Raw genomic sequence first — 24454 nt, 5'->3', positions numbered from 1 at the left:
TTTATGAATTTGAAAAGTATTTTGTTTTTTCTTTTATTGTCTTTTTCTGTTTTTTCTCAGAAGCAGTTTGAGTTTGATTATATGCTGATTTATGATTTTAAATCCGACGAGTCATCAGAAAGTGAAGAAATGGTGTTTTTAACCAATTCTAAAGATAACAGCTATAACATATTGCTGATTTCCAAGAAGGAGAATTGGTCAGTAAGCATGAATCATAAAGATTTTGTGTCAATGCCATTTGAATTACCCAAGTTACAGCTTGAAAGTTTGAAAGTATTAACGTTAAATTGCGATTTGATAAGATCAACAGGTGACTATAATAAAGAAAAGATTGATAAAAACTATAAGTTTATTGATGTTGAACCTGTTGATATTGATGGATTTCTTTATGAAACGTTTGCTTTAAAATTGGTTGATTCAAAAAAAGAAAAGAAAAAAAAAGAGCCAACATTTTATTATTGCATAGAAAAGAATACAGATTTTCATTTGCCGATACTTTTAAATAGCGTGATTAATGTTAATTATTTCGAAGAAAAAAGTGTTCCTAATGGTATCGCTAAAGAAATGTATTTAGTATCTTATGTAAAAAAAGAGAAAACCAGTATTTTTAAATTGAAAGATATCTTGAAGATACATAAAACTGTTTTACTGCCAAAGGATTGTGAAGTCTATCTGAATAAATAATCATAAAATAATTGTAAGTATCTTGAAAGCAACAATAGTTACCATTGGCGACGAAATCCTAATTGGACAAATAGTAGATACTAATTCTGGATTTATTGCAAAAGCATTGGATAAAATTGGAATCGAAATCAACGAAATGATTTCTATTTCAGATGATAAAAATCAGATTTTAGATACTTTTTCAAAACTACAAAACAAGGTAGATCTGGTTCTGATTACAGGAGGTCTTGGACCAACAAAAGACGACGTAACCAAGAAAACATTCTGCGATTATTTTGAAGACGAATTGGTTGTCAATGAAGAAGTTTTGGATCACGTTACCCAATTGATCGAGGGAATTTACAAACGTCCGATTTCTCAAATCAATAAGGATCAAGCTTTGGTTCCTTCAAAATCTACCGTTTTGTTCAATCAATTTGGTACCGCTCCAGGAATGTGGATGAAAAAGGAAAATACAGTTTTTATTTCTTTGCCAGGCGTTCCCTACGAAATGAAAGGCTTGGTTGAAAATGAAATCGTTCCGAAAATCATTAAAGAATATAAACGTCCTTATATTCTTCATCAAACTATTTTAACCTATGGTCAAGGCGAAAGTCTTGTAGCTGAACGAATTGAAGAATGGGAGAATAACTTGCCAGAATTCATCAAATTAGCTTATCTGCCAAGTCCGGGAAGAGTTCGCCTCCGACTTTCAGCAAGAGGAACGGATGAAGAAGAATTGAAAAAAGCGATTGCCGAAAATGTAGTTTCACTTACAAAAATCATTGGCGATATAATCGTTGGTTTTGATGATAGCGAAACGCTTGAAGTTGTGGTAGGAAGAATTTTAACACTGCAAAAAAAGACCATTTCAACGGCAGAAAGTTGCACAGGTGGAAAGATAGCACAGGTTTTGACTTCCATTCCTGGTTCATCGGCTTATTTTAAGGGAAGTATTGTGAGTTATGCAAAAGATGCAAAAATAAATGTCCTGAAAGTTTCCGAAGAAACCATAGAAAAATACAGTGTTGTAAGTGAAGAAGTTGCAAAAGAGATGGCTCTTTCCATCCAAAAAATTATGGATACCGATTACGCCATTTCTGTAACTGGAAATGCCGGACCAACAAAAGATGATACTGATGAGGAAGTCGGTACTGTTTTCATCGCTTTGGCCACTCCAGAAAATGTAATTGTCGAAAAGTTTAATTTCGGTCAACCACGTGAAAAAGTGATAGATAGGACTGTAAATAAAAGCTTAGAAATGCTTCAGAAAGAAATTTTGAAAAATGTACTTTAATTATTTTGCATATAAGGTTTATTTTTCTTTTCTTTGCACCCTCGATTTGAATAACGATAAAAGATAAGCATAATGTCAAGAGTTTGTGACCTTACAGGTAAAAGAGCGATGGTAGGAAATAATGTTTCTCACGCGATGAACAAGACTAAGAGAAAATTTTCTGTAAACTTAGTTAAAAAACGTTTTTATCTTCCTGAAGAAGATAGATGGATTACTCTTAGAGTAGCTGCATCTACAGTAAAAACAATCAACAAAAATGGAATCGCTGCAGTTTTGAAACAAGCTAAAGCTAACGGATTTATTAAATAATCCTATCCAATAAATATATAGCAAGATGGCAAAGAAAGGTAATAGAATCCAGGTAATTTTAGAATGTACTGAGCACAAGACTTCTGGTGTTCCAGGAACTTCAAGATACATAACAACAAAGAACAAAAAAAATACTCCAGATAGATTAGAGATTAAAAAATTTAATCCAATCTTGAAACGTGTAACTGTTCACAAAGAAATTAAATAATAATTAGAGATTTTAATAAAATCCCAAATATTCACATTTGCAGATTTTATTAAAATATAAAAAACATTTGTAACCATGGCAAAGAAAACCGTAGCAACATTACAGACAGCTTCTAAGAGATTATCAAAAGCCATCAAAATGGTGAAATCTCCAAAAACAGGTGCATATACATTCGTAGAATCTATCATGTCTCCAGAACTTGTTGATGAATTCTTAAAAAAGAAATAATTCAAAATACAGCCTATACAAAAGCTACTTTCAACTCGAAAGTAGCTTTTTTATTTTTATATTTGTCCTAAAATTTTAAGGAGCAAGGCAAAAGGCATTTTTTAATCGTAGTTCCCGCTTTCCATTACAATCTTTTTGTTCCGAACACCGGAACAAAAAGGATTTCCACTGCAATCGGGGCTAGATGAAAACTAAAGGCATTTTTTTAACTTTAGGAGAAAAAATCCTAAATCCTTAAAATCCTAAATCCTAAATAAAAAATGAGTTTTTTTAAAAGAATATTTTCATCCGAAAAAAAGGAAAGTCTCGACAAAGGACTTGAAAAAACAAAAACAACTTTCTTTTCCAAGCTAACCAAAGCAGTAGCTGGAAAATCAAAGGTAGACGACGAAGTACTCGATAATCTTGAGGAAATTCTCGTTGCTTCAGATGTTGGAGTTGATACAACTTTAAAAATAATCAAGCGAATCGAGAAACGCGTTTCCGAAGACAAATACCTCGGTACCGACGAACTCAACCAAATTCTTCGTGAAGAAATAGCCGCTTTATTATCGGAAACCAACACTGGAAACGATTCAGAATTTGAAATTCCAAAAGATAAAAAGCCTTATGTGATTATGGTAGTTGGTGTAAACGGAGTTGGAAAAACCACTACTATCGGTAAGCTTGCCTATCAATTCAACAAAGCAGGATACAAAGTGGTTCTTGGTGCCGCCGATACTTTCCGTGCCGCTGCAATCGACCAATTGCAGATTTGGGCGGATAGAGTAGGAGTTCCAATCGTGAAACAACAAATGGGGAGTGATCCGGCTTCTGTGGCTTTTGATACCCTAAAATCAGCTGTTACACAAAATGCTGATGTTGTAATTATTGATACTGCTGGACGTTTGCACAACAAAGTAAACTTGATGAACGAGCTGACGAAAGTGAAGCGTGTGATGCAGAAAGTAGTAGAAGATGCTCCACACGACGTAATGTTGGTTTTGGATGGTTCTACCGGTCAAAATGCTTTTGAACAAGCGAAACAATTTACTGCTGCAACCGAAGTAACTTCATTAGCGGTTACAAAACTAGACGGAACCGCAAAAGGTGGTGTTGTTATCGGAATTTCAGATCAATTTAAAATTCCTGTAAAATATATCGGAGTAGGTGAAGGAATAGAAGATTTGCAAGTTTTCAATAAATATGAATTTGTAGATTCTTTTTTCAAATAATAGTTTCCAAAATGAAGCGATTGAAACCTTTACATCTTTACTTGATTTTTATAATTGTAATGATTGTAGCAAGGTTTTTTGAAAATAAGCTTCCTGTACTTTATTATATTTTAGTAGTTATAGGATTTGTGTTTTTCTTTTTAGCTTTAAAAAAATACTTTAAGAAATAAAAATAAATGCGTTATTGATATAACGCATTTATTTTTTGCCATAACTCTTCGTCAAAACCTGAAAGTGCAAAGGTAGGATTATCTGGATTGGCAACTTCTCCCATTCGGATCACGACCATTTTTTTACTTGGAATCACATAAATTTTCTGGTCGTTTTTGCCCAATGCCATAAACATATCGTTTGGTCCAGAAGGGATCAAAGTTCCTTGGAATTCAAACTGTGTTTGTGGCAAATGATAACTTGATTTTCCATTCAACCACCAGAGATAACCATAAGCTTGATTGATGTTTTGAGAAGTTGTGGTGGAAGCCGTAAAATAATTTTCATTCAAAATGACTTCGTTTTCCCATTTTCCTTTGTTGAGTATCAGCAAGCCAAAACGTGCCATACTTCTTGTTGTACTGGTGTAAACTCTGTTATTTCCTAGGTTGACCCAGTTGCCATTCATTCCAATCTTGTCTCTTAATTTTAAGTTGAAATAGCTGTTGTAGGTTTGTCCGCTTGCTTCTGCAATTACGTCTTGAAGTTTTACATAAACGTTGTGATAAGCCCAACGGGTTCCTGCATCAGCTTTATAAGTCAAACATTCTGGAGTGGCGCAGTCTTCGTTAGCTATATCTTCAATTCCGGATGTCATTGTTAGAAGATGTTTGTTGGTTATGAGGTTTTCTTTTTCTGGAGTTAGGCTTGTCCATCCCATTCCCAAATAATCCGAAACTTTGTTGTTGATGTTTAGTAGGTTTTCCTGTTCGGCAATTCCGGTCATGGTTGCTGTTAAGGTTTTTCCAGCACTTGCCCAATACCAATTTGTGGTGGCGGAATGTCCGTTGAAATAGTTTTCAATAACGATTTTCCCATCAACTAAAATGATAAATCCTTTGGTGTGTTTTTCTTCCAAAAAGTTGAGTAGTGGTGCAACGGCATTTTCATTCCAACCTAAATCAGTAACGGTTTTGGTTTCCCAAGTTGAGCCTTGAAGTGGTGGAAAATAGAGGGTTTCTTCTGGATTTGGGTTGGTGCTTGGACTTTCGTCGGATGAACTGCATCCTAAAAAGGAAATGAACAGGATGAGGATTATGTAGTTGCTTTTCATACTATTTCAGTTTCGGGATAAGACTTTAAAAGTAGTGAATAGTTTAATGGATTGGTCTAAAAGTTTTATTTTGAAACTAAAGTTTCCAACGGCGGAGCTAGCCCAGACAGAAGTGGAAACCCCGGAATTCGAAAAGCTATTTTTTGCTGGACAAAAAAGAGCGACCTTGGAAGCTCCTTTTTTGTCCTTGCAAAAAAAGCTTTTTGAATGAGGAGTTGCAACGGATGGCTGGATTGGCTACAAACAATTAACGTCGTTGGTTTTTAGGTGCCAATTTTTAGCTGTATTTTTACGGTTTTAAAATTATGATGAAAAAAACAGCTGTATTATTTATCGCATTTATTTCTTTTACGGCTTGTAAGGAAAAAGTGAAGCCAGAGAATATTTCGAAGATCAATGGATATTGGGAAATTGAAAAGGTGAATTTGCCGGACGGGAATGAAAAAAACTACAAGATTAACGAGACAGTCGATTATTTTGAAGTGAAGAATGATTCAGGTTTTCGGAAAAAAGTAACGCCACAATTTGATGGGAAATATTTGGTGAACGACGAATATGAAAAGGTGAAAGTGGTGATTGAAGACGAGAAAATTTTCCTGGAATATGCTACAGAATATTCGAAATGGAAAGAGGAAGTTCTAGAAGTTTCGGATGAGAAACTGGTATTGAAAAACGAGGCAGAAATTGAATATGAATACAAACGGCCAACTCCTTTTAGTGTAAAATAATGGCAAAACGACTCAATAATGAAAGCTCGATTGGCGATGTGTTGAAGGTAATTATTCAGGACAACAAGCTACAAGCCGGAATCGATCAGGTTTCGGTTAAGGAGGCTTGGGTTTCGCTGATGGGAAATGGCGTGAACAGTTATACTAAAAATGTGGTGTTGAAAGGCAATACGTTGTATGTGGAGCTGACTTCGGCGGTTTTGCGGGAGGAATTGAGCTACGGCAAGGATAAAATTATCAAGATGATCAATGAGGAATTCAGGAGGGATCTTGTGAAGGAGGTTGTTTTGAGATAGTTTTCAGTCGCAGTTTTCAGTTTACAATATTAGATAAAATAAAAAAGTCCAATTTCTATTTTTGAAATTGGACTTTTTTATTTGGATTTGTTTACTGTCAACTGCGACTGTCAACTAAAACTGCTCTCTTCCAGCAAAGTGGAAAGCACTTTCGATAGCTGCATTTTCATCGCTATCAGAACCGTGAACTGCATTTTCTCCGATTGAAGTTGCATATGCTTTTCTGATTGTTCCTTCAGCAGCTTCAGCTGGGTTTGTAGCTCCAATTAAAGTTCTGAAATCTTCTACTGCATTTTCTTTTTCCAAGATAGCTGCAACGATTGGTCCTCTTGACATGAATTCTACCAATTCTCCGTAGAAAGGTCTTGCACTGTGAACTGCATAAAATGCTTGAGCATCAGCTACAGTCAATTGTGTTAATTTCAAAGAAACGATTTTGAAACCACCGTTTGTAATCATTGCTAAAATGTTTCCGATGTGTCCGTTAGCGACAGCATCTGGCTTAATCATTGTAAATGTTCTATTTGTTGCCATTGTAATTTTTTAAATTTTTGGCAAAAGTAGCCTTTTAAAACCATATAATAAAATCTAATTGGCATTGATACTATTAATTTTTTAGGGAAATAAAAATCCCTTGCTATAAAAATACAACAAGGGATAAAGTCAATAAACCTGCCTAAAAATTAATTTTTGATGACTTTTATTGTCTGATTAATGTTGTCAGCTGCAATTCTGGCAAAATACATTCCTTGAGGAAGAGCAGATGCATCAATTGCAATTTCATTTGCAGTAAGATTTTTAGTAAGAACCACTTTTCCTACCACGTCAATAATTTGAACAGATGTAATTGCGGATTCAGATGAAAAAATCCAACTATTTTTTGATGGATTTGGATATACCTTTACGTTCTTTAAATTAAAATCTTTTGTACTTAGATTTGGAGTAATGCTGTATGCCAAAGTGTTTTTATTGAAACTGATGTCATAGTTTCCGGCTGCAGCGATAACGATATTCGGACCATTAACCGCTAAAAAACCAGGAGTATCGCTTGATCCCCAATTGGTATCCCAAGAATTTTCAAGTCTGAATTTTATTTCTCCCGCTAAAAGTGCATAATTTGTAATTGAATAATTTACTCCGTCGGTGGTCATTAAATCTACGTCAGCTCCTTCGAAACCGCCTTCACCCAAGACAGAACCTAGAAATCCTACGCTTTGAAATCCGAAATTATAGGCAAGTGTTGTTTTGTTGAATGTAACATTATAAGTGCCTGCAACAACTGGAATATTGCTGTTTGGATCGTTCAAAAGTGCTGTTCCGCTTGGAAAAGCCGAACTTCCCCAGCTGTTTGTCCATTGGTCATTTTCTCTGAATTTTGCATCTCCAGTAGTGAAGGTGTAGTTGTTTAGAGTATAGTTGATTCCGTCGCTTGTAAACATGTCAACATCCGGTCCGTCAAAACCATTTGCTGAAACAGCATCTCCAAGAATACCAATTAAAGGGAAACTTAAAACATTTGTAAAACTGTAAGCACCTGTGGTTCGGTTGAAGGTGACGTCATAGGTTCCGGCAACAGTAAGGATGTTGCTTCCGTTTTGAGTTGCAACTCCACTTGGAAAGTTTGCATTACCCCAGTTGTTGGTCCAAGCTCCATCTTGTCTGAATTTTGCACCACCATCAGCATTTTGTGCGGCGTCAAGAACTACTAAACCCGTAATGGTATAATTTACGTTGTCAGTTGTACTCATGATGTGGGTATCAGGAGTCAACGGGTCATTATCGGGCCAACCTCCAACGGCTTGACCTACAATAGAAATGGTTTGTGCATGAGTTGTAGTTGAAAGCAATCCAATCAATGCAATAAATAAGAGTAATGTTTTTTTCATAATGGTGTATTTAAAATTTTGTTTAGCATAAAACTAGTTCAAAATTCTTTACAAATAAATACACCACCAAAAATACCATAAGCGAAAACGTTTTCGTATTGATAACTTTTTCTTTTGGGAGTTATAAAAATAGGATATACGGAATAATTTTAGAAAACGATGACGTTGAACTTGTTTTCAAGCGGTTGGAGCTCGGTCATTAATTTCGGAATCAATGCTTCGCCATTGGTGACATAAAATTCAGAAAAATTGGTTTGCCTTTCCTGAAGGCTTTTTATGGGAAACAATTCATTTTGCAAATCGGTGATCCGTTCCAACTCTTCTGAATGTTTTCTTTTTTCGGCTTTCAGCAATCGTTTTTCAAGATTTTCCAGCCCTTTTATCTGTTTAGCTTCTTGTGCTTTTACAGCTCCCGAAAACGATTTGTCAGTTTTGGAAGCTATGGCGTTCAGGTTTTCGAATTGTTGTTTTAGAAATGCTTTTTGCTCTGAAAAATCAATGGCAAATTCCGAAAAGCTTTTTATTTTTTCATTCACCAAATCGGTTTGCTTGCTAAACAAATCGTTCCAATTCAAATTGAGCTTGTCGGCTTTCTTTGCTTGCTTTTCGGTTGCCAAAAGAACAGAATTTCTCAATAATATTATCGGAAAAGTTATGTTCACGGCATCAAAAAATGACTTCAATTCCAACCAATAGGCCAATTCGCCTCCACCACCAATGTAGCAAAGGTTAGGCAAAATTACTTCCTGATACAATGGTCTCATTATCACATTCGGACTGAATTTTTCAGGATGATTTTCAAGTTCTGAAAGCATTTCCTTTTCAGAAAACCTGATGTCGGTTTTGTTTACATAATAGGTTTCATTTTGAAAGATGATCCGTTCCCTCAAATGATCTTCTATATAAAACAAATTGATGTCCCTCGGATTTACCTGAACATTGTATTTCTTTAGTTTTTCAGTAGTTTCAAGCACTTTCTTGCTCGAAGTTTGATGCAGTAATTCCTCTTTTACAAAAGGGATGAAAAGTTTCTTCAACTCCTTGTTATCAGCATCCAAAATCACCAAACCATATTCTCCAAATAAAGAATTGGCTAAAAATCGGGTAGCATCTGTAAGATTATCATGCTTCAAATAAGCTTCTTCGAACAATTTCTTGATGGTTTCCGCATTGGAACCTTGTCCTAATTCTTTGCTGAAAACGTGTAGAACTTCGGCAAGACCTTCGGTTGACAAACGGCCGACTGGTCCGGCACTTTCCTTATTCCATCTAAATTTCTTACCCTTAAAATTAAAATAATTGATTTCATCAAAATCGTGGTCTTCGGTCGCCATCCAATAAACGGGAACAAAATTATAATCCGGATATTTGGTTTTTAATTCCTTTGAAAGATTGATGGCTGAAATTATCTTATACAAAAAATACAAAGGTCCAGTAAACAAATTCAGCTGATGTCCGGTTGTGATGGTAAAGGTGTTTTGCTCTTTTAAAGCTTCAATATTTTGATTTGTAAGTTTAGAAACTGTGAGGCTTTGATACTGTTCTTTTAAAACCGAAACCAAAACCTTACGGTTTTCAATGTCAAAATTTTCTTGTTTTTCAAGAAGTTGTTCCTTGAAGTTTTCCAAGATTGGAAACCGATTGTAAAGCGACTGTAAGTTTTCTTTTTGGTCTAAATAATCATTCATCAATGGAGTGAAATATCCGGAATCTTGATAGCTGATACAGTCGGTTGGCATAATGAAGTGTTCTAAAATTTTTGTAAAATTAACTAAAAAAAAGGTGGTAATTTTTGGTTTAACAAATGGTTGGCTTTTTATCTTTTTAAGGAAAAATGGCCTCTGTGTTCTTTTCCGTTTTCACGGATTACAACAAACCAATAATCAGTTGAAGGAAGCATTTCGCCGTTGTAAGTACCATCCCAGTAGGCTTCACGGTTGGTCAGTTGCTTGATGAATTTTCCGTAGCGGTCAAAAATATGAACTTTCAAATTAGGTTCGTTTTCGTGGAATTTGATTCCCCAAACATCATTGTAGCTGTCGCCATTTGGAGTGAAAAATTTCGGATACATCAGCAAATAAACGTCTTCTTCGGCAACGCCACAACCTTTGATGTCGTTCACATAAACGGTATATTCTCCATTCGGCAAGCCAAAAAACTGGTTGCTACTTTGAAAATGAATCCCGTCAAGCGAATATTCATAATCGCCCAAACCATCTACAATAACCGTAATCGCATTATCATAGGAAGTCCAATCGAGCGTTTCAATTTCCACAATTGTAGCTTTGTTGGACAACTCGACTGTTGTTGTTTTTGTTGAAGAACAAATGACGGTGCCGTGGTTTTTTGTTACCGTAACCGAATAAGTTCTGGCTTGAGTAACTGTGATGGCTCTCGTTGTTTCACCAGTGGACCAAGTATAACTATCAAAACCTGCATTGGCTGTTAGGGTTGTAAAGCCATTTTCGCAAATATAATATGTGTCTTTCATGTCAATGAATGGAGAAGAAATGAGGTTCAGGTTCAACTCCACAACCGTATGACACAGATTGTTGAAGACAACCCGAACATAAACCGTATTTTGACCTAAATTCAAAAGATAATCTTGTTCATCAACCAAGGCTGATGCCAGTTCATTTTCGGCACCTGAAAAACTATCATAATAACTAAAAGTATAAGCTGTTGAATTTGCAATGATATCTTCTTCATAAACCCTCAAATCGATAGTTTCATCTCCGTCATTCAAATCATCACACACTAAATCCGAATAATCATTTGCAGGCAATTCATCAATCAAAACAACATTGATTGCCAATCGTTGAACGCTTTCGCAACCATTTAGCGTTTGCGAAAGATAATAGGTAAAACCATCTTGGAGCAGGGTAGTGGTTGGAAGAAGGTTTCCATTAATAGGACTGTCATAAATTTGAATCGAACTTCCGTTAACAATAAGCTCGTTTAAAGTTGCATTCTGATTCGCACAAAATGTTTGTGGCGACAAACCTGTTGGAGCAGGAGTGTTTTGAAGAGAAATGGCAACTGAAATCCTGTCGCTTTCGCAACCATCAACGGTTTGAGAAACATAATAAACGGAATTCCCTAGCAATGTTGTCGAGGGTAAAAGCGTTCCGTCAATTTGGGCATCATACCATTTTAAATCGATTCCATTCACAACTACATCGGCCAAGGTTGCATTTTGTTGGATGCAGAAGGCTTGAGGTGTGGCATTTGGAGAAGGAATAATAGTTGTAAAAGGAATCAAAGTTGCCATTGTTGCTTCGGAAACACATCCAATAACATCTTTAATCTTAATGAAATAGGTTGTCGGAACAACATTATTCAAAGTAGCATCGGTGGTCCATGTTGTTCCGTTATCAAAGCTGTATTCTGAGGCAGGGGTGTCAACGGTTATTGTTCCATTCGGATTGTTGCAGTTGGGTTGGGTAAGCGTTAAAGTCGGAGGATTTGGATTGATCAGAGAATCTACTACTGCAATTGTAGGGCTGGATTCACAAAGACCGATTTTTATCCTAACTTGATAGATGCCAGGAGATAATGGAGGCGAAACAGGGTTGGTTGAATACGTCAATCCATTGTCAAAGCTATATAGATCGGCTATGTTTGTAACGGTTATAAAACCAAACGGGTTTGTACAACTTGGTGGCTGACTAATTGCAATTGGAGGAGGACTTGGTGCATCTGGAGGGGATTGAATCACCGCTACTGCAGGATAGGAGGGGCATCCATTTGCCGAAAGCTTTATCTTTAAGTTATAAATGCCAGAGGGTAGATTTGTTTGTGTGTTGTTAGTGACCCAGCTAACTCCATTATCAAAACTATATTGAACAGCTGGGGTGGATATGGTTATAGTTCCTAAAGGAGTGGTGCAATCTATGGGTTGAATGGCAGTATATAATGGAGCACTTGGTAGAATATTTTGATTTCCAGTATTTACCGAGGCTGTAATGGAAATACACCCTAAACTGTTTTTAATTTTTAAAGAGTAAGTGGTATTTGCTGTCAAATTTGTAGCAACGGGATTAGTGGTCCAAGTCACCCCATTATCAAAGCTATATTCGGCCGCAGGTGTATTAATTGTTATCGTTATTCCAGTGCCATTTTCGGTAGGGCAATTTGGCTTGACTATACTGTAAAGAGGTGCTGATAGGTAAACATGGTACAATCCAACAGCCAATAGTCCTGAAACACAACCCGCCTCATTTTTAATTTTTAGATAATAGATTCCCGCAGAAAGATTTTCGAATAGAGGATAACTAGACCATGTTAGACCATTATCTATGCTGTATTCCATTGCAGGAGTTGTAAAGGTTATTGTACCTCCAACACCACAAGAAGGATGTGTAACAATGCGTTCTGGAGGAGGAAGATAAAAAGTGTTTGTATTTAGAACAGCTATTGCAAAATGTGAACGGCATCCGTTGATATCCCTTGTACGTACTCGATAATTTCCAGGAAGTAACCCTGTAGCGGTAGGGTCAGTGGTCCAAGTCACGCCATTATCAAAGCTATATTCATAAGCAACACTGGTAATCGTGATACTCCCATTTGGACCACAATCCGGTTGAACCATTGTAAAAGTTGGAGCTGGTGATAAAATCTCTGGTACAGTAACCCGTTTATACATCATACATCCATTGTCATTTTTTATTCTAATATAATAATTCCCTGGAGTTAGGTTTTCCAGCACAGGGTTTGTTGTCCAGGTAAGTCCACTGTCAAAACTGTAAGCATCTCCAGGTGTTTGAATGGTTATCGTTCCTGTGTTCACGCAAGTGGGTGTCGCGATAGCATCAATATCAGTATTTAGGACTGTAAGATCTATATACTCATCGGTGCTGATAAAACAACTGCTTAAAGTGCTGACCTTAACATTATACCGTCCAATATTTTCTAATTCAGTCGGAACATTATAGCTCGCATCAGTAGCACCCACTATAGCAACACCATCCTTATACCATTGATAAGTGGGGTCTGTTATCGAATTATTCTCAATATGCGAAAGCAATACCAGGTCATTACCACAATAGCTTCCGGTTTGGCTAATATTGACATTAAACATTGAAGCGTCATTTAAAAGCAAATTGTCATAAGCAAAGTAAGGAATGCATAAATTCTGTTCAGGACTACGCCAGACAGGATAAGAAGTAGGCAAAACCGCAGGTGCTCCTAGCATTATTGCATTGATGTTTACCGTAGGAGTAAAGTTAATGGTCAGCTGATGCCAGGATTGTTCAGGGGTAAAAGTCACATATCCAATTTCTATCCAAGTAGGATCAAATACCGATGGAGCAGCATAAGTTGGGAGAGGAAGATTGTTTCCATTGGTGCAACCATATAAAGTAATGTTTACGGGTTGCATGATATTGATATTATATCCAGTAGAGTTGCCTATATCGTCCATGCAAACCGCAGTAACATTAAAGGTCAACTGATAGTTAGTTCCAGCAGTCATCGTTGACAACAGCGTAGTACCAATATATTCTCTCCATCCACTCATATAAATACCGCCAACCGCTGCCTCACCATCAGGAAAATCATTTAGCCCAGCGTCAATCAAGGCTCCTGCTACCCATCCACAATTATTAAAATAATCAGATGTAGCATTAGTAGACTGAATCCAAGGAATGGCATAATCCAATTGCGAAAGTTCAGCTTCAGATTCCATAGTAGGGCAGGTGGTATAAAACTCAAACGAAGGATTCGGGATTATCGAAGGAATTATAGTGTTGCCACCACAAACACACTCCGGATCATTCAAGTCAATCAACCCATCGCCATCATCATCAATACCGTTGTTGCAATTTTCTTGGGCATTGAGAGCTACAGAAAAAAGCAGTATAAAAAACACGAGACAATTGCGTAAATTGTTGGTCATCTTTTCATAATTAACAAACGGTTTTCATCAAAGGGATAATTTTTTGATGATATCAAAAGCAGCGTAAATTTAATTAAATACTGATAACGATGGTGTTAATATTTGAAATTACTCTTCGTTCTTATCTTTTTAAACTAAAATGTCCTTTGTGTTCTTTTCCGTTTTGCCTTGTAACCGTAAACCAATAATCAGTAGCCAATTGCGGTTGTCCCTTAAAAGTACCATCCCAAGTAGGATCTGTATCGGTCAGTTGCTTGATGAATTTGCCATAGCGGTCAAAAATCTTGACAACCATATTCGGTTCATTTTGGTAGAATTTAATTCCCCATGAATCATTATATCCATCAGCATTCGGACTAAAAAACTTCGGATACATCAGCAAATAAACATCATCAAAGGCAACTCCACAACCATTGATGTCCCTAACATAAACCGTATATTCTCCATTGGCCAAACCAGTAAATTGTTTGCTCGATTGATAATGAACATCGTCTAAAGAATATTCATAATTCCCAAAACCATCCACATAAACCGTCAGCATGTTTTCATTCGAATTCCAGTCGGAAGTTTCAATAGAAGTAATCGTTGCCTTGTTCGAAGGTACGACTGTAATAGTCTTCGTTGTCCCACAAATCACGTCGCCATGATATTCTGTAACGGTAACACTATAAGTTCCTGCTTCTGTAACCGTAATAGCCTGACTCCATTCTCCGGTCGACCAGGTGTAGGTATAAAAACCAGCATCTGCCGAAATGGTTTTCGACCCGCCTTCACAAATACCATAAGTGTCCAGCATGTTGAGAATTGGCGAAGCAATCACGTTCAATTGAAGCATTACAACCTTGTAGCAAAGCGTAGAATTTTCAACCCTAACATAAATTGTATTCCCACCTAATTGCAGTTCATAATCCCCAAAATCCGTAATCTCATTGACAGAAATTTCAGTATCAGCCGAAGCAAAATCCGTATAATAGCTAAACGAATAACCGCTAGAAGCAGGAATGATATCTTCGTTATAATCCGAAAGATCTACCTTTTCCCTACCATCATTCAAATCATCACAAACGCTCTTGGTAAAATCATTCGCCGGCAAATCACTGATGATGTCGGATATAAAAGGAGTCCTCAAGCTACTCTCACAACCATTTACTGTTTGCGAAGCCCAATATGCCATATCATCCTCCAGCGGAGTATTCATAGGCAAGATAGAACCCCCAAACTGGCTGTCATAAAACACAACATCAGTTCCCGTGAGCACAAAATCAGCAAGGGTCAAGGCTTGCGTGTCACAAAAGTATTGAACCGCAAAACCAGTAGGCCCAAAAGTATTTTGAATGGTTGCCGTTACCGGAATTCTCGCACTTTCGCATCCACCGATGGTTTGTGAGGCATAATAAGTAGTTCCATTTTCAAGCAAGGTTGTATCCGGCAATAAATTTCCACCAGTTGCTTCATCATACCATTTTATGTTTTGCCCTGTAATGGCGATATCGGTTAGGGTTTTATTTTCTTGGATGCAATGGGTAACGGTTGCATTTGCTATCGGAAGAGGTTGTGGTATAATCGTAATAGTTTGGTTTTGAGTTGCAGTATTGCCATTCCCGTCAGTATAGTTCCAAACAATAGTGTAAGTTCCCTCCAAAGTATAAACTAATGGGCTAGTGGTTGTAGCGGCAATTGTCAATAGGCAAGTATCCGTAGCAGTAGGAGTAGGAATTGTCAAACTATTACAGGTTCCTGTAATAGTAGGCAGGTTTGTAATATCAGGAACAGGAGCAAGGGTATTCCCAACAGTTACAACCACCGATTTCGTATCATCACAGCCGCCTGCTGTTCCCGTAATCGCACAAAAGTATTCCCCCTCATTGGCTGTTGTAGCACTCGGAATGTTCGGGTTTGGCAAATTAGAGGTAAAGCCATTCGGACCTGTCCAAGAATAGGAAGTTCCCCCATTAGCAGTAAGCGATATAGTAGCATTAACACAAACAGGAGAGTTGCTTGACACGGTTACAGACGAAGTACAATCTGCAAACTTCACTAAAAAAGCACTCACAGTATCATTGGTAGAAGAAATCATTCCCGGTGTTGTGGCTATACCGGTAGAACTTCCAAAAGTGGTTCCATTCAAATAGATGTTATTAGAATTATCTACTCTAACTTGAAGAAATTGCTCTGCCTTATCTCCTCCAAAATAAGATCCCCATTCTCGTTGACCAGACGAATTAAACTTCTGAAAATAACCTTTCAAATAAAACCCTCGCTCAGTCATATAGGCTCCTGGAGTGGCTATATGTTCATCAATGGTGGTTTGACCAGCAATAAAAACTTCTCCATTTTCATTTGCATCTATTGAGGTGAAGGGTTCAAAAAAATAAGTACACCATACTTTTTCCTGATTTACTACATCAAATTTCAAAATGTAATAGCGGTATGGTCCTGTAGGATCGGGATAGTTGGTTATCAAATCCGTGTAGTTGTCTATAAAAGTACCTGCAGTAGCAAAATCACTATGACTACCAGCCTGTCCATACATGTATAAATAATTGCCTACTAATCGTCCATGCCACATACCATCACCCCCAGGTCCTCCAACAAAAGTTCCCCATATTTTTTCTCCTCCAGTAGTGAATTTAGCGATATGCAAATCACCTTGACCGGCATTGTTTTCCTGATAAGAACCTGGAGTACTAATATTCGGAACGTCTCCTGCTGTACCACTAATATAAACAAAATTATCTGCAGAAACATTAACAGACTGAACACTTCCGTTGTAATACGTACCCCAAATACGTTGACCTGTAGGTGAAAATTTTACAAGAAGTCCAGCCCAATCATTGCTCGTCGGCTGAAAACTACCTGCTGTAGTTAGGTTCTCCGTACTTGCAGTCCACCCTCCAATATATATATTGTTAAAGCTATCTATCGCTACAGACCTTAAATAGTCATTCTCAACATCACCATAATAAGTTCCCCATTCACGTATTCCTAATGAATTTAACTTCACTATATACATATCATTATAAACACTTTTCACTGGTTGGTAAGAGTCGGGTGTTACTATATTAAAATCTGCATGTAAAACACTACCTCCAAAAACAACACTAAAGTCAGGACCAATAGCCATTACGCTCATGCTGTAAGTTGCATAATAGGTTCCCCAAATACGAACTCCATTTTGATCAATCTTGGCATAGTAGGAAGTGTGATCAGCATCAAATGTTGATAAATGAGTACCCGCTGTAGCCACATTGTTTAGACTTTGAGTCGAACCGCAGATATAAACATTATTCAAAGCGTCTGTCCTCATAGCGCCAGAACTTGAGGGATTCTCATTCCCATAATAAGTCCCCCACAACCTTACAGGAACAGGATCAATCACAATGACCTTGTCAGATGCAATCTTTTCTGAAACCCCAAAACCATAAACATTTTTCTTCAATTTCTTATACCCAACCGCAATCTCCTGTCGCCCATTCCCGTCTTCTGCCCAACTCAAAGGCAAGGTTTCTTCCATAGTTCCAAAACGCGTTTCCATCCTGATTTTACCATCCGCCAAATCCGTTTTCAAACCGTCAAATTTCATCCTGATGTCCGAAGCCTTTCCTTCAGGACGGATGATAAAATTGTACTCAACAGCTTTAGCCTCATCCTCAGGAACAAAAAATACCACGTCAATATTCGGATAAAGGTTCTTGTAGGTTATTTTTTGATACTGATGCACCATCAAAATTCCTTCAGGAGCATGTTGCAACGTATAATAATTGTCATAATCCTTTGATTTTCCTTCTGCCAAAAGTTCTACATTCGGATTCGAACCCTCAAAAACAACATCTACACGATGAAAGATGTATTTTAAAGAATAATCAGGCAACGAATTTTTCTCCCCATCCCGACCTTCTAAGTTCTCTTTTTTTTGCCTGTCCTTTTCCGTCAGCGGAATTTTCTCCGTTTCATAAACATCATACGAAAAGCCATCCTTCTTCAACTGAACATTCAGCCCACCCGTATTCAATAAGTAGTTCACTGCTGTATTTGGCTTCCCCTTCTGGTCAATAATTTGGCCCTTGTTTTCTTTAAAGCCAACAGATTGACTCTTGTTTTGAGCCGATAAGCTAAAAGATAAAATAGTAAACAGAAAGAGTAATTTCCGAAGCATAAAAATATTTTTGGTTTCACAAATATAAATAAATCCTCTCTTGTTAAATAAAATATAATTTTTTATGAAACACAAAAAATCAATCAAATTCCTCTATCCTCAAAAATATCAACTAATTTTGCCTGCTGTTGCAAATCTCTATGACAAAACTCTTCCTCATAACGCCACCCTTCACCCAGCTGAACACGCCCTATCCGGCAACGGCCTACATCAAAGGTTTTCTCAACACCAAAAACATCTCCGCCACACAAGCCGATCTAGGAATTGAAGTCATCCTCAAGATATTTTCAAAGCAGGGATTAACGGATTTGTTTGCAACTGTCAACCAACAACCAGCATCCGATAATCCAAATATCCAACGAATAATAGCCCTTCAGGACTATTACATCAATACCATCGATGCTGTGATTCTCTTCCTTCAAGGAAAAAATCCAACTCTAGCTTTACCAATTTGTCAGGAAGATTTTCTGCCCGAAGCCTCGCGTTTCGCACAACTCGAAGAACTCGATTGGGCCTTCGGTACAATGGGAACTCAAGACAAGGCAAAGCATTTGGCTACTTTATACCTAGAAGATATTTCCGATTTAATCGTAGAATGTGTCGATGAAAACTTCGGCTTTAGCAGATATGCCGAACGCCTCGGAAGATCGGCTAATTCATTTGACGAATTATACCAAAGTCTTCAGCAAGAACACACTTATATCGATAAGATTCTAATCCAATTACTAGAAGAAAGAATTAAGGAGGCCAACCCAACATTGTTCCTCATTTCAGTTCCCTTTCCCGGGAATTTATACGCCGCGTTCCGGTCGGCTCAATTTGTAAAGAAACATTTCCCACATATAAAAATATCCATGGGTGGCGGTTTTCCGAATACCGAATTACGATCGTTATCCGATAAAAGAGTTTTCGAATTCTTCGATTTCATAACGTTGGATGATGGCGAGATGCCCATCGAAAATCTCATCGAACACATAGAAGGAAAAAGGGAAATTCAAGATTTGAAACGAACTTTTACCTTGATAAACGATGAGGTAAAGTACATCAATAATTCCACCTGCCGTGATTACAAGCAATCAGAAGTAGGAACCCCCGATTATTCCGATTTACCTTTGGACAAATACATTTCCGTAATAGAAATCGTCAATCCAATGCACCGAATGTGGAGCGACGGTCGTTGGAACAAGCTCACCATGGCCCACGGATGCTATTGGGGAAAATGCACCTTCTGCGACATCTCCCTAGATTATATAAAAATCTACGAACCTGTCGCCGCCAATCTTCTTTGCGATAGGATGGAGGAACTCATCTTGCAAACAGGTCAGAACGGTTTTCATTTTGTCGATGAAGCCGCACCTCCAGCATTAATGAGAGCTTTGGCTTTAGAAATTTTAAGACGAAAGCTAACTGTAACCTGGTGGACCAACATCCGCTTCGAGAAAAGCTTTTCTAAAGATTTATGCATTCTCTTGAAGGCTTCCGGTTGCATCGCCGTTTCTGGCGGACTAGAAGTAGCCTCCGACCGATTGTTAAAGTTAATTGACAAAGGAGTAACGGTTGAACAAGTGGCAAAAGTAACCCGTAACTTCACCGAATCGGGCATTATGGTGCATGCCTATTTGATGTATGGTTACCCGACACAAACCATCCAGGAAACTATTGACAGTCTGGAAATGGTGCGTCAATTGTTTGAGGCAGGTGTGTTGCAATCAGGTTTCTGGCACCAGTTTGCCATGACGGCCCACAGTCCTGTAGGAATGTATCCCGAGAAGTTCGGCGTTCTAAAAGAAACCGAAAACATAGGCACTTTTGCCAACAACGACATCAATTATACTGATTCAACAGGAATCAACCACGATAAATTCAGTTTCGGACTCAAGAAATCGCTCTTCAATTTCATGCACGGAATTTGTTTTGATTATCCATTGCAGGATTGGTTTGAATTTAAAATTCCAAAGACCAAGATTCCCGAAGATTTTATTTTTGAAGCCTTAAATGCCGAAGAAGATTTCAAGATAAAACCTACTGCCAAAATCGTTTGGCTAGGAGGGAAGCCTTCTGTAGAAGACTTTATCAAATCAAAAAAAGGAAGTTCTTGGCAAATGATGGGTTTGACCTTCCACGATAAAAAGGAAAGCTTCACGATTCAAGTAAATAAAAACGAAGGCGAATGGCTGGTGGAAATGCTCAAAAAAATATCGGTTTCCAACTCAAAAACCTATAGTTTTAATGAGCTGAAAACCGATTTTGAAACCAGTTTGGAAGATTTTGAATTGTTTTGGTATTCAAAACCCATCCATATTTTAAGGGATTTCGGATTATTGGTCTTGTAGTTTATTCTTCAACCGGTTCGGCTGCTTCCTCTTTGTCTTTCTTTCCTTTTTTCTTCTTTTTGTCTTTCTTGTCCTTGTTTTGAGCTTTGTCCTTCAACGCCGCAAATTTCACTTTTTGCTTATCGTTCAGGATTTCTAAAATCTTAGCTTCCATATTGTTATTGGCAACTGTCAGTTTCTCATATTTCAATTCATTGGGAACCTGCTCTTCCATAATAGACGTTGAGGCATTCTTATAATCATCAACAATTGTTTTCACAATCGCCGATTGAAATCCGTCCAAACCAAGCTCGCTCGTCAACTTGTCGGTTGTTGCTTGAACCTGATCAATTGGTTTTTGTTTCTTAGGAGTTGGATTTCCTTGTCCTGACATCATCGAGCGATCCAATCCATTTCTATTATTTCTATATTGTGCATTTGCAGCATTAGAAATAAATAAAGTAAAAAGGATGATAAAGGATACTATTTTGATTTTCATCTGATTAATTTTTAAAAGGTTGTCAAATTTAAGGTTTATAATCCTAAAACAAAAACGATGCCTTACTCTTGAATATTAAATTTAAATCCAATTCCGTGTAAGTTTTCTATTGAGATATGGCTTTCCGTTGACAATATCTTGCGTAATCTCGAAATAAAAACATCAAGGCTTCGTCCCATAAAGTAATCGTCGTCGCCCCAAAGTGAGGTCAGGATTTGTTCCCTTTTCAAGACTTTGTTCTTGTTGTCCAAAAACAATTTCAACAGTTCCGATTCTCTCTGGGTCAGGTTGATTTTCTGTTCCTCAAAGGTCAGGACATAATTGTTCGTGTCAAATTTATACCGCCCGACACTATACGAAACCTTTTCAGTAATTTCATTCTTTTGCGATCGTTTCAGGAAAATCTCAATCTTCAAGGTCAATTCTTCAATGCTGAAAGGCTTCACCAGATAATCATCGGCACCAAGCTTCAATCCTTTAATCCTATCTTCCTTCAAGGTTTTTGCCGAAAGGAAAATAATAGGCACATCGTTATTGATTTTTCTAATGTCCGAAGCAATCTCAAAACCATCTTTTTTGGGAAGCATGATGTCCAAAATACAAATGTCGAAATTTTCTTTTCGGAACGCCTCCATACACAAATCCCCATTCATGCAATGCACCACTTCATAGCCGTTTTGTTCCAAATTGTCTTTAGTCAAAAAGGCCAGTGTCTCATCGTCTTCGGCATATAGGATCTTATACGAACTCATGATTTTAAGGGTATTAAAAGGGTTATGGTGATTCCGTTTTCAAGGTTGTTTTTTGCATTTATCTTCCAATGGTGCAAGGTGCAAATTTTCTTTACATAATACAATCCGAGTCCAAAACCGTTCACTTCATTACTCTTTTTGCTCGGAATTCTGTAAAACTTATCAAAGATAAACGAAAGATTCTTTTTCGAAATTCCAATTCCGTTATCGCTAAATTCCAATTTCAAATTTCTGTTTTCTTCCGAAATCGTGATGTGTATTTCAGGTTTGTTCTCGCAGTATTTTATAGAATTGTCAATCAAATTATAGACGATATTGGTAAAATGAAATTCATCGGCCTTGATGCCATAATCCTTTTCAGTATGGATGTGAACCGTGGCATTTTCATATTTCAAACGGATGTTCTCTACCACGTTTTCAATGATCGAAACAACCGAAAGCTCTTTTAAATCTAAATCCAAAGGCGAATTATCGGATTTGGCAATATTTAAGATCTTCTCGATATGGTGGTTAAGTTTATTGCTTTGGTTGATGATGATTTCTGTGTATTTTTCGAGTTTTTCGTCTGATTTTATGGTATCCTGACGGTTGAGGTAGTTCGATGCAATCAAGATCGACGACAGCGGTGTCTTGAACTCATGCGTCATATTATTGATGAAATCCCGTTGCAATTCCGAATATTTCTTTTGTTGTAAGATCGTAAAAATCGAATACACATAAATCACCAAAATCACAATCAATGCAAACGAAAGCACAAACCAAAACTGCAATGAACTCAAAATATAACTGCTTTCCTTTGGGAAGCGAACGGCGAAATAATAGACCAGATTCTTGTGTTTTGGGAAATAAACCTTTGCTTTTGCTTTTGCTTTGTCTGAAAGTGAAACAAAATTACCGTACACCATTTCATCGCTCTGGCAATTGTACATCGCATATTCAAAATCGGTCGTGATGCCCATTTTTTCAAACTCAGATTTGAGGTAGAACTCCAGAATCTCCGGTTCAAAATCGTTCTCTACATTCACGATATAATAGTCGTTCGAGATTTTCTCAATCGGGTTTTTCGAGGGCAACTCGTGGCTGGTTCCCTGATAGAGATTCTTCACCACTTCCAGCAAGGCAATGTGTGCCGTTTGGCTGAATTTCTTTTCCTCAAGTGTAAACGCCTTCTTGGTCCAAAGCAATTGGGCAATCAGGATGCCAATGATGGCAAAGAGTCCTAGGAGGATGATGGTATTGAGTTTGTTGAATTTCAAAAAGATAAATTTAGAATCAAAGTGTAATATTACTCAAAAATAAGCTATGATTTTTGCATTAACAAGTAGTTAACAACATTCAGGTAGGCTCATTGTTGCCGAATTATTTGTTTAATAACTTTAATAGATATTTTAATCAGATCCTTTTTTGTAATTTTAAATAAAAAACATGGAAGTAAATTGGATAGTTTTAGGGATTTTGGGTATTCTGATAGTACTCTTGGTGGTTTATGTAGTGAAGGAAAACCGAAAGGATAAAAAGAGCCTCACAGACTTTTTGAACAATGATTTCAAGAAGAAAGACGAATCTGAATTTAATGATGAAGATTGATTTTTCAGATTTACGGAAAACCGTAATGTTGGTTGTTTTTTGGGAGTAGTTTTGGCGATGATAAAAGTTTTAGTACTTTTAAAAAATAATACGCTAGGGAGTAGCGACAAACTACCTTGTTTTGGGTGGATTGTTGGTACTTTGTAGCGGGTATAAATGAGTTAGGTGCAAGCAAAAAAAAAAATGACTATTGAAGAAAAAATTAAAATACTAATAGAAAACGAAATTCCAAAAGAAGGTATCAATGAAATATTGAAAGGTGCTTTATTTTTTGAGAAAACAAATGGTGTATCAACATCTGAATATTGGAAATCAAAAGAACTCACAAATAGAGATGAATTTTACATCGTGTTAAATTCATACTTTGGATTAATTGGAGCTATAAATGAAAATCCAGAAAATAATGAATGGCGTTTGAAGTTTGATGTTGCATTTTTATTTCAGCTAAAATCAAATGCTCAATCTGCAAAATCAATCGAATTACTAACCAATAATAAGTGTTATGCAGATGCATTAGTAATTTGTAGAACGTTAATATCAAGATTGAATTTATTAATTCTTTGTGCTTTAAATCCTGATCTATTTAATATTTGGTTAAAGAATCCAAAAGAAAAAATATTTTTAGACGGTCAAATCCGTAACGAACTAAAAAATAATAATATATCCTTACCTACTCATCTATATGAATTTTATAGTGAAATAACACATGGGCAAGTTCAAGGATTAGGAGAAATTGGATACTTTGAACAAGGTTTGTTTGCAGACGTAAAACCAGCCGAAAATCAAATTTGGGTTACAGCTAAATTTATTATTGCAACAATTTATTTCACAGTTCTATGTATGGCTGTTCAAGATTGCGAAGGTAAAAATATCCCCGAAAGATTTAAAAATCATCTAATTTTGTTTGAGTTTTTTCAAAAAAAATATTTAGTTCACAATAGAATAGACCAAATATGGACATTTCTACTCGAAGACAGACACATTGAGAAAGCAGGGAAAGATGAATCCATATTTGGCAGAAATTATGATTTTAATGGACTGAAAGAACAAATAATTAAATTTCATAGAAAAGGGCAAAAGAAGAAATTGTCAAAAAAATATGATTTGAATGAAAATAAAAATTAATAAGCCAACGCCAAACAGCCACTACAACAGATTT

At 36.9% G+C, this 24454-nt stretch carries 21 protein-coding genes; 12 read left to right on the top strand and 9 right to left on the bottom strand.

The genetic code is table 11. From position 1 onward, the window contains the following. Positions 1-3 precede the first annotated feature (3 nt). The 6 genes from J2X31_RS00785 to ftsY all read left to right on the top strand — a co-directional run bounded on the left by J2X31_RS00785 (position 4) and on the right by ftsY (position 3919). Positions 4-684, top strand: coding sequence for a hypothetical protein (locus J2X31_RS00785; protein ID WP_310023623.1), 681 nt, complete (start codon positions 4-6; stop codon positions 682-684). 22 nt (positions 685-706) lie between these two features. Further along, on the top strand, positions 707-1960 hold the full coding sequence (locus tag J2X31_RS00780) for a competence/damage-inducible protein A (RefSeq protein WP_310023621.1): 1254 nt from the start codon (positions 707-709) through the stop codon (positions 1958-1960). Positions 1961-2032: 72 nt separating this feature from the next. After that, entirely contained in the window at positions 2033-2269 is a 237-nt protein-coding gene (gene rpmB / locus J2X31_RS00775) for a 50S ribosomal protein L28 (protein ID WP_026704335.1), read from the top strand. 25 nt (positions 2270-2294) lie between these two features. Next, a complete protein-coding gene (rpmG, locus tag J2X31_RS00770; RefSeq protein WP_008253902.1) occupies positions 2295-2477 on the top strand; it encodes a 50S ribosomal protein L33 in 183 nt (60 codons plus the stop codon). Positions 2478-2552: 75 nt separating this feature from the next. After that, entirely contained in the window at positions 2553-2705 is a 153-nt protein-coding gene (locus J2X31_RS00765) for a DUF4295 domain-containing protein (protein ID WP_084625915.1), read from the top strand. Between the two features lie 260 nt (positions 2706-2965). Further along, on the top strand, positions 2966-3919 hold the full coding sequence (gene ftsY / locus J2X31_RS00760) for a signal recognition particle-docking protein FtsY (RefSeq protein ID WP_310023620.1): 954 nt from the start codon (positions 2966-2968) through the stop codon (positions 3917-3919). A gap of 181 nt (positions 3920-4100) precedes the next feature. Here the strand turns inward: ftsY and J2X31_RS00755 are convergent, their stop codons facing one another. Continuing rightward, complete coding sequence (locus J2X31_RS00755; protein WP_310023619.1) at positions 4101-5183, bottom strand: serine hydrolase domain-containing protein; 1083 nt, start codon at positions 5181-5183, stop codon at positions 4101-4103. A 70-nt stretch (positions 5184-5253) separates the two neighbouring features. Here J2X31_RS00755 and J2X31_RS00750 point away from each other — a divergent pair, with 70 nt between their 5' ends. The 3 genes from J2X31_RS00750 to J2X31_RS00740 all read left to right on the top strand — a co-directional run bounded on the left by J2X31_RS00750 (position 5254) and on the right by J2X31_RS00740 (position 6207). Then, entirely contained in the window at positions 5254-5394 is a 141-nt protein-coding gene (locus J2X31_RS00750; RefSeq protein WP_310023618.1) for a hypothetical protein, read from the top strand. Between the two features lie 94 nt (positions 5395-5488). Continuing rightward, complete coding sequence (locus tag J2X31_RS00745; RefSeq protein ID WP_310023615.1) at positions 5489-5911, top strand: lipocalin-like domain-containing protein; 423 nt, start codon at positions 5489-5491, stop codon at positions 5909-5911. After that, on the top strand, positions 5911-6207 hold the full coding sequence (locus J2X31_RS00740) for a DciA family protein (RefSeq protein WP_310023613.1): 297 nt from the start codon (positions 5911-5913) through the stop codon (positions 6205-6207). The genes J2X31_RS00745 and J2X31_RS00740 overlap by 1 nt, the downstream gene beginning before the upstream one ends. Positions 6208-6321: 114 nt before the next feature. On the opposite strand, the gene J2X31_RS00735 is transcribed toward J2X31_RS00740, so the two are convergent. The 5 genes from J2X31_RS00735 to J2X31_RS00715 form a co-directional block, all read right to left on the bottom strand. Beyond that, positions 6322-6741, bottom strand: coding sequence for a nucleoside-diphosphate kinase (locus J2X31_RS00735; protein ID WP_026704340.1), 420 nt, complete (start codon positions 6739-6741; stop codon positions 6322-6324). A 149-nt stretch (positions 6742-6890) separates the two neighbouring features. Further along, on the bottom strand, positions 6891-8093 hold the full coding sequence (locus J2X31_RS00730; protein WP_310023611.1) for a T9SS type A sorting domain-containing protein: 1203 nt from the start codon (positions 8091-8093) through the stop codon (positions 6891-6893). A gap of 149 nt (positions 8094-8242) precedes the next feature. Then, positions 8243-9832, bottom strand: coding sequence for a bacillithiol biosynthesis cysteine-adding enzyme BshC (gene bshC, locus J2X31_RS00725; protein WP_310023609.1), 1590 nt, complete (start codon positions 9830-9832; stop codon positions 8243-8245). Between the two features lie 77 nt (positions 9833-9909). After that, positions 9910-13989 carry a T9SS type B sorting domain-containing protein gene (locus tag J2X31_RS00720; protein WP_310023608.1) on the bottom strand — a complete coding sequence of 1360 codons (4080 nt, stop codon included), beginning with the start codon at positions 13987-13989 and terminating at the stop codon, positions 9910-9912. Positions 13990-14110: 121 nt separating this feature from the next. Further along, positions 14111-18145: a DUF7948 domain-containing protein gene (locus J2X31_RS00715; protein WP_310023607.1), complete on the bottom strand. Its 4035-nt coding sequence runs from the start codon at positions 18143-18145 to the stop codon at positions 14111-14113. Positions 18146-18285: 140 nt separating this feature from the next. Between J2X31_RS00715 and J2X31_RS00710 the strand changes: the two genes are divergently transcribed. Beyond that, on the top strand, positions 18286-20478 hold the full coding sequence (locus J2X31_RS00710) for a B12-binding domain-containing radical SAM protein (protein ID WP_310023606.1): 2193 nt from the start codon (positions 18286-18288) through the stop codon (positions 20476-20478). A 1-nt stretch (position 20479) separates the two neighbouring features. Here the strand turns inward: J2X31_RS00710 and J2X31_RS00705 are convergent, their stop codons facing one another. The 3 genes from J2X31_RS00705 to J2X31_RS00695 form a co-directional block, all read right to left on the bottom strand. Further along, the gene (locus J2X31_RS00705) at positions 20480-20956 is read right to left on the bottom strand and encodes a hypothetical protein (RefSeq protein WP_310023605.1); all 477 of its coding nucleotides are present in this window, start codon (positions 20954-20956) and stop codon (positions 20480-20482) included. 62 nt (positions 20957-21018) lie between these two features. Next, on the bottom strand, positions 21019-21708 hold the full coding sequence (locus J2X31_RS00700; protein WP_310023604.1) for a response regulator transcription factor: 690 nt from the start codon (positions 21706-21708) through the stop codon (positions 21019-21021). After that, complete coding sequence (locus J2X31_RS00695; protein ID WP_310023603.1) at positions 21705-22964, bottom strand: sensor histidine kinase; 1260 nt, start codon at positions 22962-22964, stop codon at positions 21705-21707. Before J2X31_RS00695 ends, J2X31_RS00700 begins: the two co-directional genes overlap by 4 nt. A gap of 169 nt (positions 22965-23133) precedes the next feature. Between J2X31_RS00695 and J2X31_RS00690 the strand changes: the two genes are divergently transcribed. Both J2X31_RS00690 and J2X31_RS00685 read left to right on the top strand, forming a co-directional pair. Continuing rightward, complete coding sequence (locus J2X31_RS00690) at positions 23134-23295, top strand: hypothetical protein (protein WP_310023602.1); 162 nt, start codon at positions 23134-23136, stop codon at positions 23293-23295. Positions 23296-23478: 183 nt separating this feature from the next. Beyond that, on the top strand, positions 23479-24420 hold the full coding sequence (locus tag J2X31_RS00685) for a hypothetical protein (RefSeq protein ID WP_310023601.1): 942 nt from the start codon (positions 23479-23481) through the stop codon (positions 24418-24420). Positions 24421-24454: the final 34 nt, after the last annotated feature.

The organism is Flavobacterium arsenatis, assembly GCF_031456785.1.
Classification (GTDB): Bacteria; Bacteroidota; Bacteroidia; order Flavobacteriales; family Flavobacteriaceae; genus Flavobacterium; species Flavobacterium arsenatis.
The sequence above is the reverse complement of the archived record's forward strand: the minus strand, read 5'-3'. Positions and strand labels throughout refer to the sequence as shown.